The 16,991-nt window shown below is 43.2% G+C and carries 16 protein-coding genes; 12 read left to right on the top strand and 4 right to left on the bottom strand.

Going from position 1 to position 16,991, the window contains the following annotated elements; translation table 11 throughout:
* Positions 1–103 precede the first annotated feature (103 nt).
* A complete protein-coding gene (yhfH, locus tag B5354_RS13545; protein WP_176142493.1) occupies positions 104–232 on the bottom strand; it encodes a protein YhfH in 129 nt (42 codons plus the stop codon).
* A 116-nt stretch (positions 233–348) separates the two neighbouring features.
* On the opposite strand from yhfH, the gene B5354_RS13550 reads away from it, so the two are divergent.
* From B5354_RS13550 to B5354_RS13560, 3 genes are all read left to right on the top strand, one after another.
* Positions 349–1,095 carry an MBL fold metallo-hydrolase gene (locus B5354_RS13550; RefSeq protein WP_079529350.1) on the top strand — a complete coding sequence of 249 codons (747 nt, stop codon included), beginning with the start codon at positions 349–351 and terminating at the stop codon, positions 1,093–1,095.
* A gap of 57 nt (positions 1,096–1,152) precedes the next feature.
* Positions 1,153–2,154 carry a lipoate--protein ligase gene (gene lplA, locus B5354_RS13555; protein ID WP_079529351.1) on the top strand — a complete coding sequence of 334 codons (1,002 nt, stop codon included), beginning with the start codon at positions 1,153–1,155 and terminating at the stop codon, positions 2,152–2,154.
* A gap of 138 nt (positions 2,155–2,292) precedes the next feature.
* Positions 2,293–3,822: a fatty acid--CoA ligase family protein gene (locus tag B5354_RS13560; RefSeq protein WP_079529352.1), complete on the top strand. Its 1,530-nt coding sequence runs from the start codon at positions 2,293–2,295 to the stop codon at positions 3,820–3,822.
* 400 nt (positions 3,823–4,222) lie between these two features.
* Here the strand turns inward: B5354_RS13560 and B5354_RS13565 are convergent, their stop codons facing one another.
* A complete protein-coding gene (locus B5354_RS13565) occupies positions 4,223–4,684 on the bottom strand; it encodes a DUF3939 domain-containing protein (protein ID WP_079529353.1) in 462 nt (153 codons plus the stop codon).
* Between the two features lie 212 nt (positions 4,685–4,896).
* Between B5354_RS13565 and B5354_RS13570 the strand changes: the two genes are divergently transcribed.
* On the top strand, positions 4,897–5,424 hold the full coding sequence (locus B5354_RS13570) for a competence protein ComK (protein WP_079529354.1): 528 nt from the start codon (positions 4,897–4,899) through the stop codon (positions 5,422–5,424).
* A 24-nt stretch (positions 5,425–5,448) separates the two neighbouring features.
* Here B5354_RS13570 and B5354_RS13575 read toward each other — a convergent pair whose 3' ends face one another.
* Positions 5,449–5,817, bottom strand: a complete 369-nt coding sequence (locus B5354_RS13575) for a YhjD family protein (RefSeq protein WP_079529355.1) — start codon at positions 5,815–5,817, stop codon at positions 5,449–5,451.
* Between the two features lie 211 nt (positions 5,818–6,028).
* On the opposite strand from B5354_RS13575, the gene B5354_RS13580 reads away from it, so the two are divergent.
* From B5354_RS13580 to B5354_RS13610, 8 genes are all read left to right on the top strand, one after another.
* Positions 6,029–6,676 carry a TVP38/TMEM64 family protein gene (locus B5354_RS13580; RefSeq protein WP_079529356.1) on the top strand — a complete coding sequence of 216 codons (648 nt, stop codon included), beginning with the start codon at positions 6,029–6,031 and terminating at the stop codon, positions 6,674–6,676.
* 40 nt (positions 6,677–6,716) lie between these two features.
* Positions 6,717–7,271, top strand: coding sequence for a signal peptidase I (gene lepB, locus B5354_RS13585; RefSeq protein ID WP_079530584.1), 555 nt, complete (start codon positions 6,717–6,719; stop codon positions 7,269–7,271).
* Between the two features lie 40 nt (positions 7,272–7,311).
* Positions 7,312–7,461, top strand: a complete 150-nt coding sequence (locus tag B5354_RS20520; RefSeq protein WP_176142494.1) for a hypothetical protein — start codon at positions 7,312–7,314, stop codon at positions 7,459–7,461.
* Between the two features lie 64 nt (positions 7,462–7,525).
* Positions 7,526–11,044 (top strand): helicase-exonuclease AddAB subunit AddB, encoded by a 3,519-nt coding sequence (gene addB, locus B5354_RS13590; RefSeq protein ID WP_079529357.1) that lies wholly within the window; start codon positions 7,526–7,528, stop codon positions 11,042–11,044.
* On the top strand, positions 11,028–14,747 hold the full coding sequence (gene addA / locus B5354_RS13595; RefSeq protein ID WP_079529358.1) for a helicase-exonuclease AddAB subunit AddA: 3,720 nt from the start codon (positions 11,028–11,030) through the stop codon (positions 14,745–14,747). The genes addB and addA overlap by 17 nt, the downstream gene beginning before the upstream one ends.
* Positions 14,725–15,018: an HNH endonuclease gene (locus B5354_RS13600; protein WP_245804794.1), complete on the top strand. Its 294-nt coding sequence runs from the start codon at positions 14,725–14,727 to the stop codon at positions 15,016–15,018. Before addA ends, B5354_RS13600 begins: the two co-directional genes overlap by 23 nt.
* Before the next feature lie 45 nt (positions 15,019–15,063).
* Entirely contained in the window at positions 15,064–15,417 is a 354-nt protein-coding gene (locus B5354_RS13605; protein ID WP_079529360.1) for a DUF1516 family protein, read from the top strand.
* Positions 15,418–15,643: 226 nt separating this feature from the next.
* On the top strand, positions 15,644–16,243 hold the full coding sequence (locus B5354_RS13610; protein ID WP_079529361.1) for a class I SAM-dependent methyltransferase: 600 nt from the start codon (positions 15,644–15,646) through the stop codon (positions 16,241–16,243).
* A 231-nt stretch (positions 16,244–16,474) separates the two neighbouring features.
* On the opposite strand, the gene B5354_RS13615 is transcribed toward B5354_RS13610, so the two are convergent.
* Complete coding sequence (locus B5354_RS13615; protein ID WP_079529362.1) at positions 16,475–16,912, bottom strand: hypothetical protein; 438 nt, start codon at positions 16,910–16,912, stop codon at positions 16,475–16,477.
* Between the last annotated feature and the right edge of the window lie 79 nt (positions 16,913–16,991).

Genomic DNA, 16,991 nt, shown 5'->3' on the forward strand with positions numbered 1-16,991 from the left:
AACGTCGAACTACCCCACATCCTGTGGGGCAAAAAAAATAGCAGCTTAGGCAGCTGCTCAGATAGAGGATGTTCCAATTGTATAATTTTGTGGAATAGGACCTTTAACGAGCAGGGGAATTACATTCATCGCATAAATTACTGTAGCAGTCTGCTTGCTCCTGAATGACATTGCCACAGCTTGAACATTGCTTCTTTGGAAGATTACGAAAGAACTCGATAACATTCATCATGATAGATCGCCTCCAAATGTTTATTGTGAATTTATTGTATTATAACAATATGCAAAAATCAATAGGCTGTTATAAGACAAATGAAAAATAGTCAAAAAGTTGGAAGGAGTGGGAAAATGAAAGTAACAGTGATCGGATATTGGGGTGGATATCCTGCATCAGGCAGTGCTACATCCAGTTATTTGGTTGAAAAGGATGGATACTCATTATTAGTGGATTGTGGAAGCGGTGCTTTGTCAAGGCTGCAGCCTTTTAAAGAAATTATGGACTTGGATGCGGTGATTCTATCCCATTACCACCAGGATCATATCGCGGATATAGGGGTGCTGCAGTACGCTTGGCTCGTGCAAAATATGATCAATGAGACAGAGCGGGTTCTGCCTATTTACGGTCATAAAAAAGATGAGGCAGCATTTGGTGAACTTGCACATCAGTACACACGCGGCGTGGCTTACAATCCGGAGGAAACCCTTTATCTGGGGCCATTTTCGATTGAATTTAATAAAACGAGCCATCCTGTTCCTTGTTATGGAATGAAGATCTGTGATAGTACAGAAACGGTTGTGTACACAGCTGATTCAAGCTACAACGAAGGTTGGTCCGCATTTGCCAGCGGAGCGGATTTGCTGATCACGGATACAAATTTTTATAAAGGAATGGACGGGAGTGGTCCAGGTCATATGACAAGCGAGGAAGCTGCCACAATAGCCAGGGATGCCAGTGTGGAAGCTCTTTGGTTGAGTCATTTGCCGCATTTTGGTCAGCACACGCGGCTGAAACAAGAGGCGGAGGACGTTTTTCAAGGATCGATTCAATTAGCAAAAGAGGGATTAACATGGGACAAGGATCTTAATAAATTGTGAAATCGTGTCGAATCTCGTACAATAGAAAGTGGGTATAAAGCAGGAAAGGATGATTGGATGCTGGTAATCAATCATGATACTAAAAGCAATGATCCCCGCATTAATTTAGCGGTGGAAGAATATGCTTTGAAAAATTTAGATATTAATGAGACTTATTTGCTTTTTTATGTGAATGAGCCTTCGATTATCATTGGGAAAAACCAAAATACGGTCGAAGAGATTAATACAAATTATGTGGAGGAAAACGGAATTCATGTGGTTCGTCGATTATCTGGCGGCGGCGCAGTTTATCACGATCTTGGGAATTTGAGCTTCAGTTTTATAACGAAAGATGATGGCGACAGTTTCCATGATTTTGCGAAGTTTACCGAGCCTGTTACGCAAGCTTTGAACAACCTTGGGGTAGAAGCAGTACTGTCCGGGCGTAATGATATTGTAGTGAACGGGCGGAAAATTTCCGGCAACGCGCAGTTTACTACAAAAGGCCGTATGTTTAGCCATGGCACTCTGATGCTTGATTCTGAGATCGAGAATGTTGTTTCAGCTCTTAATGTTAAAACAGAGAAGATCAAGTCCAAAGGGATTAAATCGATTCGCAGTCGGGTGGCAAACATCTCGGAGTTCCTCGATGAACCAATCACGATCGAAGAATTTAAAAACATGATCGTTCGTTATATATTTGATGTGGAGGACGAGAAAGATGCTCCTTACTATCACTTAACGGAGAAGGACTGGGAAGAGATTCATAAAATCGCCGATGAACGATATAAGAATTGGGATTGGAACTATGGCCGGTCACCGAAGTTTAACATTCAGCATACAAAACGGATTGAAGGAGCGGGAAGCTACGATATTCGTCTTGATGTAGCAAAAGGCTATATTCGTAATGCGAAAATCTATGGTGACTTTTTCGGAATTGGCGACATCGCTGATATTGAAAATAAATTGGTGGATACAAAATATGAACGGCAAGCAATTTCTGATGCTGTCGCTGATGTGGACATCTCTCATTACTTAGGGAAGATCACTAAAGAAGACTTTTTAGATATGGTTTATTAACACAGGGACCGGCGTTTTAACGAACGTCGGTTTTTGTAATAGACTGTTGTTGCTATCCAATTGTCAGTATTTTATAATAAAAAGGAATATTCAAAAATAAATGAATGAACACTCATTCATAACAAAGGGGAGCAGTACATGAACTTAAGTGATCAACTGTCCGTTGTAGCTTCAGCACACCCTTCAAAGCAGGCGTATTTGTTTCAGGGAGAAGGAGCAAGCTACCAGGAGTTTGATGGATCTGTATCAAAATTTGCCTCAAGCTTACGAAAACTGGGTTATGGGAAAGGGGATCATATTGCTCTAGTAAGTGGGAATAGTCCGATGTTCATGATTGGGTTATATGGTGCTCTACGAGTGGGAGCTACTGTAATCCCGATCAACCCGACATATACGGCCGAGGAAATGCGCTATATTTTGAAGAATGGTGACGTGAAGGCTGTTATGACGATGGATGTCTTAATGGGTAAATTCGAGCAGATGGATGATGATCTGGAGATTTCCCATTACTTTGTAGCTGAAACGAAAATAGGCAATGCAGAATCTTCTTTATCGGAAAAAATGAAATCGTTTACAAAGACGGTGGAAGAAGGTGACCTTTCTTTTTCAAAACCTGAATTATCGGAAGATCATGTAGCGGTTATTCTATACACCTCTGGCACTACGGGTAAACCGAAGGGGGCCATGCTTACCCACAAAAATCTTTATTCAAATGCTAAAGATGTTGCTGATTATCTAAATTATTCCCAGGGTGATCGGGTCATTGCCACGCTTCCCATGTTCCATGTGTTTTGTTTAACGGTTGCTTTAAACGCTCCGCTAATGAATGGCGGAACGGTTCTGATTGTACCGAAGTTTTCTCCTCAGGAAGTTTTTGAGATTGCCAGTACGCAAAAGGCCACGATATTTGCTGGTGTTCCGACGATGTACAATTACTTAGCTCAAACAGGAAGCGGGCAAACGGAAGCTTTTAAACATATGAGAATTTGTGTGTCGGGGGGATCCTCAATGCCTGTGGCACTGCTGAATAAATTTGAAGAGCAGTTTAATGTGCAAATTTCCGAAGGGTATGGTCTGTCTGAAGCTTCGCCTGTAACAGCGTTTAACCCGCTGGACCGTCCTCGTAAACCAGGATCGATTGGCACGAACATCGTTCATGTAGAAAATAAAGTGGTGGACGAGCTTGGAGAGGAGCTGCCGCCGGGAGAAGTTGGGGAATTAATCGTACGTGGTCCTAACGTGATGAAAGGTTATTATAACATGCCGGAAGAAACAGCTGTGACACTAAGGGATGGATGGCTGTACACGGGAGATATGGCACGGATGGACGATGAGGGCTACTTATATATCGTTGATCGAAAAAAAGATATGATCATTGTTGGCGGCTACAATGTGTACCCGAGAGAAGTGGAAGAGGTTTTGTATGATCACCCTGATATTTCCGAAGCAGCCGTTATCGGCACCCCGGATCCAAATTCTGGTGAAATGGTGATCAGTTTTGTGGTGTCGTCGAATCCAGCTTTGAATGAATCCACTTTAAAAGAGTACTGCAAAGGATATCTAGCTAAATACAAGCAGCCTGCAAGAATTCATTTTATGGAAGAATTACCGAAAAACACTACAGGTAAAATATTAAGAAAAAATTTACGGGAAAAGCTGACAAACTAGCAAATTGTTGGGTTCCAAATCGATGCGTTTTGGGAATACCGAAAGAGGTTAGGATGTCATAAACTAGTAATGACGCAAGGTTTTGCGGTCTTCCGCAAAATCTTTTCGGTGAATAGGGCAGGAAGATGTATTACAATAGATTTAGATAAGCGATCGCGCTTATTTATTACACACCATTTGTGGTAATGACATCACATTTGGGGGTCAGTAATCATTACTGATGAGTGTAGTTGTGAAGGAGCTATAATCTAGTTTCTTCATACAATTAATTCCCTCACTCAAAAGTTAACCAGTCGTCTCATTGGCACTTTTTTTTGAATTGGAAATGATAAAAATAACCAATTGTAGATGAGGATTACTTGAGGTTGGACAAATTGGCCTTCAAGGACGCGGGTCAGTATTAGTCCGGTTTTTTGTACGTAATCATAAACTCCTCATTTGTTAAATAAAAATCACGTTCAGGACGTTCTGGTAACAGTCCTAACCCTTCAAGCTTAAAATAGTTGATCTTTTTATAAGGGTCGTTCTCAATCACAGGAGCTTCTTGTGTTTGCTGCATATACTGGTCTACCGCCTGTTGGACGGCATCGAGATCATAGGCCAGTTGTTTGTCTTCTTCGGTGAATAGTTCGTAGGTTTCCCGCGACATGTAATAGCGATGTCTAGGGATGCCGTGCAAGTAGGGTGCCAGCAATTGATAATCGAGTGTTAAGTCGTGATTGATTAACACGCTTAGAGGGATTTCGGCTGGTTTATCATCTGCATACTTATGAATGGCCTGCCGTACTTGATTTAGTGATAATTCTTTTACCTCAAGGGACTGCTCGTGTTTTGACTGGCCTTTTTTCTTTTTTTTCCACATACACTACCCCTCCTTTTTAACTTTTCAAATTCAGAACATACTTTAAAAATACCCTTTTTCAGGGGAATCTACTCCTGCTAAAAAAGTTTCAATATTTTTGAAAGAATATTTAGACTTTCGGAGAGTTTTTTGGTAAATTTAAGAAGTATAAGTTACTTGTTCCATTTTACAGTGGAAAAAGTCATATGATCATGGAAAGGAAGTTGAGAAATTTGGATTACATTCAAAACAGAGAATATGAGGTAAACCCGCAAACCATGGCTTTAATCGCTAAGTATGATCGGCATGGGCAGGTGATTACAGAAGTGATTGAAAGTGAGGACAAATTTGATTTACCTTTTCATCCTGGTCAAATTATTGATCAATCCTGTCGATATTTTGCCAGCAGCCTTGAAGGACGTATGGCCGGGACTAAGCAAGTAGCTGGATTTACGCATAAGCCTCCCATTGTCATCTCCCAGAAGATGGGCATGTATTTCTTCCCTATTATTTCCCCAAAAAGAAAAGAATGCTCCTGGATTGCCCATAAGTACATTCGTTCTTATAAAGGAGAAAACGATCATACTACGACCATCCATTTTATAAACGGTGCTTCTGTTAATGTTCCGGTTTCTGCAGGGATGATTGCGAACCAGGTCCAGCGAACGGCGCAATTCCGTTTCATTCTTGAGGATCGTCTGAGCCATACGCCAGCAGCTTCTATCTCTCAGCCTGATCGAGTTGCTGAAAATTTAGCTTAAGTGACAAGTACAGGGTATCCGTGATCACTCGGGCAGCTTATGGGCATCTTCCATCAATTTAAATAAAATACCTTCTACCCTTTTTCTGATGGCTGGATTAAAGTAGTTGCGTTTTTCTTCATAGCCGTGGGCTAGAAATAAAAAAGAAGTAAATGAATCATTGCGCCCTGACTCGATCACTTGCAAGTGCTGATGGTCCATTTGAGCTTTAAGCTTCTGTCGTTCCTTTCTAGCCTTGAGCTCCATTTTGTTCAGCAGCTCCATATATGGTTCTTTAATTTTAAATAGTCCTCGCTCGAAATGTTTACGGTCCTGACGAATGACCGCAATGGCCATTGTCAAAAATAAATGATGTGAGGCAATCTCCAATTCTTCTTGTTTTAAGTGCCGCATGAGGCTCCCTCCATTTAATGAGAACGTTTGTTCTTGTTTTATTATATCACGATTTTGAAAAAAGTATGCAAGAATATTTTTCAAAGGTTAAACATGGCAGTGGAGGGGGAAACTGTAGATGGGTTCATCTTTCAGTAGGCAGGAGCCCGTGTATCTATTAAAATAGAAGAAGTATCTGCTGTTTTTTTCGGTAGGAATAAGGGGCGCCATCATGTATTTATTGAATATATCCGTAGGTAAACTAAAAAAATTAGCTGAAGATGATCGCTTGTTCGATTATGTGATTAACCAATTGGAGCAATTACAGAGTTTCGGACCGTTGCCGGGAATTATCCTGCCTATGTTTGAGGCGTTCTTACCGATCTTGCCCCTTATCGTCTTCGTCCTGGCAAATTCGGTCGTATATGGACTGTTTAAAGGGTTTTTATATTCCTGGATCGGGACAGCATTTGGATCTATTCTTGTCTTTATGCTCGTTCGACGCCTGGGACAGAAGAGGTTCTTTAAAATAATTAGAAAAAATAAGCAAGTTCGGCGGGTGATGACGTGGCTTGAGGAGCATGGGTTCGGGCCTCTCTTTCTATTAATGTGTTTCCCATTTTCGCCTTCCTCTATCATTAATGTTGTAGCAGGACTGTCTACGGTGAGCCGCCAGCAATTTATCCTGGCTGTTCTGTTAGGGAAATCTGTTATGATCTTTACTGTGGCCTATGTGGGCAGCAGTATCGCCTCGTTCGCACAAAACCCGGTCAAGTCGATCGTAGTAGGTGTCTGTATTCTATTGTTCTGGATTCTTGGGAAATTTATTGAAAAGAGGTTGCAGCACAAAGCGGAAAAACGTAAAGATCAAAACGGTTAGCTTCCTGTTCAGAAGGGTACAATAGTAGAAGAACATGTGGCTGGAGGATAGAATGATGAAAAAATTCTATAAGATCATTCAGGCTGTGCTGGTGGCGTTTTTGTTGGCATTCGTGTTTAAATCTTATTTTTTTGCAAGTTATGTAGTCGATGGAGAGTCAATGGAACCTACTCTTGAAGACGGGAATCTATTGATGGTAAATAAAGTAGTTTATGACTGGCAAGGCGTGAATCGTGGGGATGTAATCGTATTCCATGCTAATGAGAAGGAAGATTACGTGAAACGGGTCATTGGTGTCGAAGGGGATCATATCGCTTTTCGAAATGATGTATTATATGTAAACGGTCAACGCGTGCCCGAGCCTTATTTGGATGAATTAAGGCCGGAGGATGGGAGACTGTTTACAACCAATTTCACGCTTGAAAAAGTAACCGGAGAAAGTGAAGTTCCGGCTAACCACTTGTTTGTGATGGGAGACAACCGAAGGGACAGCCTGGATAGTCGATATTTCGGCTTTGTGCCGACTGAGAGTATCGTCGGGAAAGTAGATGTCTGTTATTGGCCGGTTTCTCAAGTAGATTTACAATTTAACTAATAGGATCCCAACACCGTCCGCGTTCGGCCGGTGTTTTTTTATGAAAATAAATTTTGCAGCTGAAAAGGAAGGGAGCGAGAAAGAGTTAGGGACGAATCATTACGAGTTAGGGAAGAATTCGACTGAGATACGGCCGAATCCCACGCAGCAGGAAGCCATACCGCTGAGAGTTTACAACCGCGATGATTGACCAGTGAGTCCCAAATGAAGGATACTAGAATAAGAGAAAAAATTATCGAAAAGGGGTACATGACATGGCGATACAGTTTTTGCTTGGACGCTCCGGGGCAGGTAAGGGCGTGCGAGTGCTTGAAGAGATTGAAGCAAAATTAAAAGCTGATCCTAAAGGACGGCCGATCATGTATATCGTTCCCGATCAAATGACCTTCCAGCAGGAATATACGCTGCTGAAACGAGACGGGGTGGAAGGTTCGATCAGGGCTCAAGTCTTCAGTTTCTCTCGTCTGGCGTGGCGTGTTTTTCAAGAAACAGGCGGTGGAACGAAGAAGTTTATCAGCTCGACCGGCATACAAATGATGCTTCGAAAGATTGTGGAAGAGCGGACGTCAGATTGGAGAGTTTTTCAGAAGGCTATTGAGAAACAAGGCTTTATTGAGCAGCTAGAAGGGATGATTACGGAGTTTAAGCGTTATAACATCTCGCCGCAAACCTTGCAGTTGCAAATGAATGCTATGGATCAGATCGTCCATAAAACAAGTCATGAAGAAGGGTTGCGAGATAAGCTGGATGATTTATCCTACATTTTTGAGCACCTCTCTGATGCATTGAGAGAACAATACATAGATGGGGAGGATCAGCTGCAGCTGCTTGCTGATAAAATTCCAGAGGCCCAATTTTTAGAAGGGGCAGAGGTTTATTTAGATGGTTTCCATAGTTTTACGCCGCAGGAATATACAGTTATCGAGGCCCTTTTGAAAAAGGCTGATCGTGTTGTCGTGTCATTAACCACAGAAATGCCTGAGCTTGAAGAAAATCAAGAGCTGGATCTGTTTCACGAAACGAAGGAAACGTACTTTACATTGAAGCAAATTGCTGAAGAAACAGGGACAGAAATGGAAGGCATTGTAGAGTTGGATCATCATTACGGACGTCTCCATGGCCAACCGGCCTTGCTGCACCTTGAGCGTTACTTTGATCAGCGACCGGCCCCTGAATGGGAAGGAGAAGCACCCATTCAACTTGCCGAGGCCGCTCATCCGCGGGCTGAGGTGGAAGGGGTCGCCCAGGAAATCCTTCGCTTAGTAAGGGATGAAGGCTACCGTTATAAAGATATGGCAGTGCTGATTCGGGAGCCTGACGTTTATCACAGTTTAATCGAGACTTTGTTCGAAGATTATGGGATTCCAGTTTTTATTGATGAAAAAAAGACGATGCTGAATCATCCTGTTATGGAATTGATTCGATCAGGTCTTGACGTAATCGAAGGGAATTTTCGTTATGACGCGGTGTTCCGATTACTGAAAACAGGACTGATTCCGTCGAGTAATCCAACGTTTCCGTTAACAGAGGATGCGATTGATGAACTCGAAAACTATGTATTGGAATACGGGATTCGCCGGCGTGAGCGCTGGTTTAGTGAAGAACCATGGATTTATCAGCGATTTAAAGGGTTCGAACAATCTTCTCAAACAGATGAAGAAAAGCAGAAGCAGAAGCGAATTAATGCTTATCGCAGGCAAGTCACGAGAGTGCTGGAGCCCTTCGACGAACAACTAAGAGAGGCAAAGACAGTTGAAGAGCGCTCCCGAGCAGTTTACAGCTGGCTTGAAGCAATGGAAATTCCTGCTCAATTGGAAACATGGCGTGGTCGCTTCGATCAAAGAGGAGAAATCGAGAAGGGACGCGAGCAGGAGCAAGTCTGGGACGCGCTTCTGCAGCTGTTAGATGAAATGGTCGAGATGGCTGGAGACGAGGGAATTTCGCTTCAAGTGTTCAGAAGTATTATCGAGAGCGGTCTCGAGTCTCTGACATTCGCTCACGTTCCACCGAGCATGGATCATGTGATCGTCGGAAATGTAGATCGTTCCCGTATCACTGGCATCAAAGCCTCCTTTTTATTAGGGGTTACAGATGGAATCTGGCCGATGAAACCAACGGTGGATGGCATGATCTCTGAGCGGGAACGTACGCTGTTGGCAGAAGGCGGTATCAAACTGGCAGACGGCACGAACCGCCAGCTGCTTGATGACCGTTTCTATATGTATTTGGCGCTGACGATGGCCTCAGAGCACCTATGGATCAGCTATCCATTAAGTAATGAAGAAGGAAAGTCTAAAGTTCCTTCACAGATCATTCAACGGCTCGATGAGTTATTTCCAGCTGTCCGGAACAGCCATGTGCTCCTGAAAGATGCCGATGATGAGGAAGATGCCACACGGTTTATTACGAACCCTGTGAAAACGCGGTCCGCTTTAACCTCACAGCTATCCCGTTATTTACGTGGCTATCCTCTTCCCTCTACTTGGTGGAATGTCCTGAATTGGTATATCCAGGCAGAGGAAAGGAACGGTCTGACTAATCGAATTCTACACAGTTTATTTTATAAAAATCAGCCAGTGGATTTAGCGCAAGATACGAAGAAACGGATGTTTGATGGCCCGCTGAAGACGAGTGTATCACGGCTTGAAACGTACCATCGCTGCTCTTACCAATATTTTTCGCGTCACAGCTTGAATTTAGAAGAGCGTAAAACGTACAAGCTTGATGCGCCAGACATCGGCCAGCTTTTCCATGAGGCATTGAAACAGATTACCGAATGGGTTCAGCAGGAAGGCCGTGACTTTGCCGATCTGAATAAAAACGAAACGGCTCATTATGCTGAAAAAGTAATGACTAAACTCGCTCCGATTTTGCAAAACCAAATTCTGCACAGTTCCAATCGCCATCATTACATTAAGCATAAGCTTCAGGGTGTCGTGTCCCGGGCTGCTTTAATATTGAGTGAACAAGCTCGAAAAAGCAGGTTCTCTCCGGTCGGCCTTGAGCTTGGATTTGGGACGGGCAAGGATGCCAAGCTGCCGCCGCTATCCCTCGGGCTGCCGAACGGCCATGAGTTGATGCTGCGGGGCCGCATTGACAGAGTAGATCGGGCCTTGCACGAGCAGGCACTTTACTTAAGAATCATCGATTACAAATCGAGTGAAAAAGGCTTGAATTTAACTGATGTTTATTATGGATTAGCCTTACAAATGCTGGCCTACCTTGATGTTGTATTGACGAATGCCGAGCACTGGCTGGGCGCACCGGCACTACCGGCGGGAGTTCTCTATTTCCATGTCCATAATCCGATGGTGTCAGGAAAACAAATCCTTGGTGATGACCAGATCGAGGAGGAGATTTTCAAGAAGTTTAAAATGAAAGGTCTCCTGCTTGAAAATGAGCAGTTAGTACACATGATGGATACGAGTCTTGAGAAAGGGCAAAGTCAGATCATTCCAGCCGGACTTAAAGCCAATGGCGGATTTTATAAAGGATCCAAAACGATCGAAACGGAAAAATTCAACGACTTACGAAGTTACATTCGTGATGTGATGATCGAGGCCGGACAACGGGTAACGGAAGGGGAGGTTGATCTTAACCCTTTTCAAAAAGGACAACAGAGAGCCTGTGACTACTGTCCATTCCGCTCCGTTTGCCAGTTTGATCCTTCCCTTGAGGATAACGACTACCGTAAGCTTAAGGAATGGAAGGAAGAAGAAGTCATTCAACAGATTGTGACGAGAAAGGAGAATCGATTTGGTAAGCTGGACTAAAGAACAGGAACGAGCGATCTATACAGAAGGGTCCAATGTCCTCGTTGCAGCTGCTGCTGGATCAGGGAAAACGGCGGTCTTAGTCGAAAGAATCATTCAGAAGCTTCTCCATAAGACGGCGCCAGTGAACATTGATTCTCTGCTCGTCGTGACATTTACGAACGCCGCTGCTCAGGAAATGAGAAACCGGGTCGGTCTAGCATTAGGCCAAGCGCTTGAAGAAAATCCTGGTTCTCAGCATTTGAAAAAACAGCTGTCGCTGCTGCAAAACGCTTCGATTTCCACACTGCATTCCTTCTGTATGGAAGTAGTCCGGAAAAATGCCTACATGCTTGATCTTGACCCAGGATTTCGGATTGCTGATGACATCGAAGCGGATCTTATCAGGCAGGAGGTTCTGGAGGATTTATTTGAAGACTGGTATGGCAAAGAAGGAGAAGAACGCGATCGTTTCTTTGACGTGGTCGATCGTTTTTCAAGTGACCGCAGTGATTTAGACGTCGAAAAGCTCGTGCTCGATTTATATACGTTCGCGATGCAAAATCCATGGCCTGAACAATGGCTGGATGAGATGGTTGACATGTATAACGTTGAGGACATAGGAAGTGAGGATGAGCTTGTTTGGCTCTCCCATTTAAAGCGTGATGTCACGAGTCAGCTCAATGCGATCGAAGCGGAGGCGTATCAGCTGCTTGAGCTTACGCGTGAACCAGACGGACCATCAAGCTATGGGGAAACAGCAGAACAGGATTTAGAGATGATTCAACAGGCTAAAGGGGCTCATGCGGTTTCCTGGAACGAACTGCAAAGCGTGATGACCTCAAGCAAATTCCCGGCCTTATCCCGCAAGAAAATGGATTGTGATGAAGCGAAAAAAGAACGAGCTAAGAGCATTCGTAATGGTTATAAAAAGCGCTGGAATGATATGAAAGATGAATGGTTTCAGCGCACCCTCGAGAGTTATTTAAAAGATATGAAAGAGCTTCATCCCGTTATGGAACAGCTTGCGATTGTTATAAAAGATTTTCATGAACGCTATCGGCTCTTGAAAAAAGAGAAAGCACTCGTTGATTTCTCGGACCTTGAACACTACTGTCTTCAAATTTTACTGGATGAATCCTCTACAAAAGAACAACCTGTACCATCGCCTGTCGCAAAGAGTTTTCATGATCAGTTCGGTGAAGTGTTAATTGATGAATACCAGGATACGAACCTCGTTCAAGAGACATTGCTCCGGCTGTTAACAGACGGTCAGCAGGCCGGTCACTTGTTCATGGTCGGTGACGTCAAACAAAGTATTTATCGATTCAGACACGCCGAGCCATCATTATTTTTAACCAAATATAAAAACTATGGTGAGCAGCCTGAAGCAGGGGAGCGGATCGATCTGGCTCGCAATTTCCGCAGCCGTAGGCAGGTGCTCGATGCGACCAACTATATTTTCCGCCAGCTCTTAGATGAAGAAGTGGGGGAAATGAATTATGAGCCGGAAGCTGAGCTGATTTATAGTAATTCGGTTTACGATGATCTAACGAGTGAGGATGCAAGCGCTGAGCTGATGATTATCGACCGTGAAACGAAGGAAGGTGATTCTGAGGATGATGAAGGCTACGAGGATTTAGAAAAAGCGCAAATTGAGGCGAGAGCTTATGGCGAGAAAATTCGGAAATGGCTCGGACATGGAGAGGAAGCTCCGCTGATGGTTGTTGATAAAGCCACCAGCATGAAGCGGACTGTGCAATATCGAGATATCGTGATTTTAATGCGCTCCATGACATGGGCTCCGACCATTGTTGATGAATTGAAGAAGCAAGGCATCCCGGTTTATGCGGAGCTGTCGACAGGTTACTTTGAAGCAATCGAAGTTAAAATCATGCTGAATCTCTTAAAAGTTATTGATAATCCGATGCAGGACATCCCGCTTGCGTCTGTGCTTAAATCACCGATTGTCGGCCTTGATGAAGATGAACTGATGCAGCTTCGCTTAGAAAATCAAAAAGTGAGCTATTATGAGTCGATTCGGTCCTACTATGGTAATCCGGAAACGAGACGCAAAGTGCAGGAGTTTTTAAATCTGCTAAGCAGTTTTCGTGAACGAGCGCGCCAAGGGGCTTTATCTGATTTAATTTGGGATATTTTCCGGGAAACCGGCTACTATGATTTTGTCGGCGGCATGCCAGGCGGGCGCCAGCGTCAGGCTAACTTAAGAGCCCTGTATGACCGGGCTAAATCTTATGAGTCGACTTCATTCCGCGGCCTGTTCCGCTTCCTGCGGTTTATTGAACGAATGGAGGAACGCGGGGATGACCTTGGCGCAGCGAAAGCTCTCGGGGAACAGGAAGATGTGGTCCGAATTATGACGATTCACAAAAGTAAAGGGCTGGAGTTTCCAGTTGTGATCCTGGGAGCGATGGATAAGCAGTTTAATATGATGGATTTACGAGATCGCTACTTGCTTCATAAAGACTATGGATTTGGTTCGCGCTATATCAATCCAGAGAAGCGACTCATGTTTCCAACGCTGGCTTACCATGCTTTAAAACGCATTAAACTCAGGGAGTTATTAGCCGAGGAAATGCGGGTGCTTTATGTAGCGTTAACGAGGGCGAAGGAAAAGCTTATCATGGTCGGGAATGTTGCTTCTTTTGAAAAAAAACAACAGAAATGGCAAACCTATGTTGATCGGCAAGACTGGGTGCTTCCGCCGCATGACCGTCTAGAGGCGAAGTCCTATCTCGACTGGGTAGGGGCTGCGCTGATTCGTCATCAGGACACCGGTCTGCTTCGCGAAGAACAGGTTACGGTCAAAACAGCAAAAGCGATCGAACAGGATATTTCCGAGTGGCAAGTCATGCTGAAACATAAGAAAGATTTTGCTGAAGTGAGTGAGCTTGAGAAGCAGCGGGACGAGCAGTTACAGAAGCATATTTCGGAGTGGAAGCCGATGCCGACGGATTCGGAAAATGAGTTTATCAACGCAAGGCTTAACTATCAGTATCCACATCAGAAGGCGGCCATGTCCCGTGCCAAGCAGTCCGTTACCGAGATTAAACGCCAACGGGAGGTAAAGGATGAGTATTCCAGTGACCAGCTGCTCATTCCTTACCGTGCCCCGATTGCCAAGCGGCCGCGTTTTATGCAGGAAAGCGAACGACTGACAGCAGGGGAGAAAGGGAGTGCCATGCATACCGTGATGCAGCACATTCCTCTGCATAAAGACCATACAGCTGAAGAAGTATTGGAATTTGTTGAACATCTTGTCATGAAGGAAATTTTGAGAAGAGAAGAAGCGGATGTCGTCGATGCTGAGGCGATTGCCGCCTTTTTCCAAACACCGATAGGTAAGCTGATTCAGCAGGCAGAACAGGTGGAGCGGGAAGTTCCGTTCAGTTTGACACTGCCCGCTAATGAGGTGTACAAAGATTGGCAAGAACCAACTGAGGAAAGGGTATTTATCCAGGGGGTTATCGATGCGATGATTCCCTATAAAGATGGCTGGCTGATCCTTGATTATAAAAGTGATACGTTTGATGCAGACGATGCAAGCGTTCCGGATCAGCTTAAGAAGCGATACGAAACCCAGCTGCAACTCTATCAAACAGCTTTAGAAAAAATCTGGCATCAGCCAGTTAAGAGAAGCTGTCTTTACTTCTTTAACGGCCCCTTGCTAGTGGAGGTTGATGGTAGTGGAAAACACGTGTGACCTTTGCGAGCGAACACCGATCACCACGACTGTGCATCATTTGATTCCTAAACAATACGGCGGGGTTGACGGACCGACGGCGATGCTGTGCAGCGCCTGTCACCGCCAGCTTCACGCCTTATTTACAAATGAAGAGCTGGCAGGGTTTTATCATACTCTGGAACGCCTGGCAGACCATCCTGATATGGGGAAGTATCTGCGCTGGGTCAAGAAGCAAGATCCAGAGAAGAGAATTACGACACGTAAAGCGAATCGGAGGAGAAGGCGGTAAAGTGGATGGCTTACGGTTAAAATTAGAGAATGTGAGGTAAGAGATATGATTATTCATCTTCACTTGGCAGTGGTTATCATTATCATTGGTTTGCTCATCACTGTGAATCATTTGTATAACATTCAAAAGAACAGAACTGCCATTATTTTGCACTATATCTTACGCGCTTCTTTTGTTGCAGCCGTTTTATCCGGCGGTTTTTCGCTTGGCATGCAGCCGGTGTCGCTTGGAAGCTTGTTTAAAGTGTTCTTAGGGATTAGCAGTATTGGTTTAATCGAGATGTACTTCATGCATAAATCGAAAAACGATACCCCACGATTTCTGCCGGCTTTGTTAATTATCTTCTTAGGTCTAACCGTTATCACGGGGCTGATTCTGCCTCTTGGCCTATCCTTTTAGCAGATATTGAATTTAGAGACAGTATAAAAGTTTTGACGTTCCCGGTGTTGAGGTCTAAATGACGTATGATGTGAACTTTCATAAAAGAACGCAATTCTGAAGTAAGAATTGCGTTCTTTATTCATGTAAGGGTCCATTTAATGAAGTATCGCAGGGATTATAAAATGGAAAATCGAAGTAATGTTAGATAAGAACCCTCATTAAATTGGAAAGCGGTGGGTGGCGTATGAATCGTAAAGCTTTAATTAAGAAGTTCGATAAGCAAGCAAACAAATATAATAAACGTCGGAACAATGATCGTGCTAGTAAGTTTCGTGAACAAATTTTTCCAGAGGCTGAAGGAAATGTTCTAGAAGTTGCCATTGGTTCCGGGCTTAACTTTCCTTTTTATAATAAAGATATTAAACTAACAGGCTTAGATTTTAGTCCTGCCATGTTACAGGTGGCACAGGCTTCCGCAAAAAATTACCCCTTTGAAACGACATTCATAGAAGAAGATGTGGAATCTGTTACATTCGATGAAAACACATTTGATACGATCGTATCTTCTGGAACCTTATGTGCGTACCAAAATCCTATTTATACTTTAAATAAATTTCAAAAGTGGTGTAAGTCTGAAGGTAAAATACTTATGATGGAGCACGGGATTTGCAACAAAAAATCATTAGCCTTACTGCAAAAAACATTAGATCCTTTAGCCTTAAAACTTTTTGGGTGCCGTCAAAATAGAAACATTACTGAGCTCGTAAAAAAATCCCATTTAAAAATGATAAAAGAAGAAAGATATTTAGCAGGTTATTTATATTTAGTATGGGCAAAACCATAGCTTTTTTACTAAAGTTTCGAATCTATAACTAGATTTGGGGCTTGGTATTAAACATGGAGGATGGTTGCCTTGCAGATTACCCAATGAACTTGCTAATGGACGCAGGGAATCAGCTTATAAGCTGGTTTCTTTTTTGTGGATATAAGAGCAGTGATAGAAACATTTACAAAAAAAAGAAATAGCCCGCTATCCCATCAACATGGTGGCTATTTCTGAAAGAGCTAACCTACACTAATTATGTGGGCTTGATAACCCCTCAATTAGCACGCTATCCAGCTCTCGGACCTTGTCATATGATTCTACCAGTTGTTCAGGTACCAATGCTCTGCCATATTCCCAGGCATTCGTTTCGATTTCAGATTGAAGAGCTGCTATTTCCTCTTCTTCTCCATACATGAGAGTTTTTAGGTCATGTTTATGTTTCCTAAAAGTTAAATAATACCCAATTTCGTGATAGAGGATAATCTTAACAAGGTCTTCATCAGTTTCTTTCAATTTAATTTTACTTAGATATCCATTGATTTGCAGATAATGAAATTTTATCGTGTTCGTCGATACATTAAAATTCATAGGTGTAGGCAGATCATTGTTAAACTCATAATTAATCGGTAGATTGTGCTCTTGTAAGGTATTTCTAATGATTTTTTCGATATCCCATATGTATAGCATGTGATGAATCACTTTCCTTTTCGAATAATTATTCCATCCCCAAAATAAAGATCCCCTTCGTTACTTAATATAATAGAAT

Source organism: Halobacillus hunanensis (assembly GCF_900166655.1).
Taxonomy (GTDB): domain Bacteria; phylum Bacillota; class Bacilli; order Bacillales; family Halobacillaceae; genus Halobacillus_A; species Halobacillus_A hunanensis.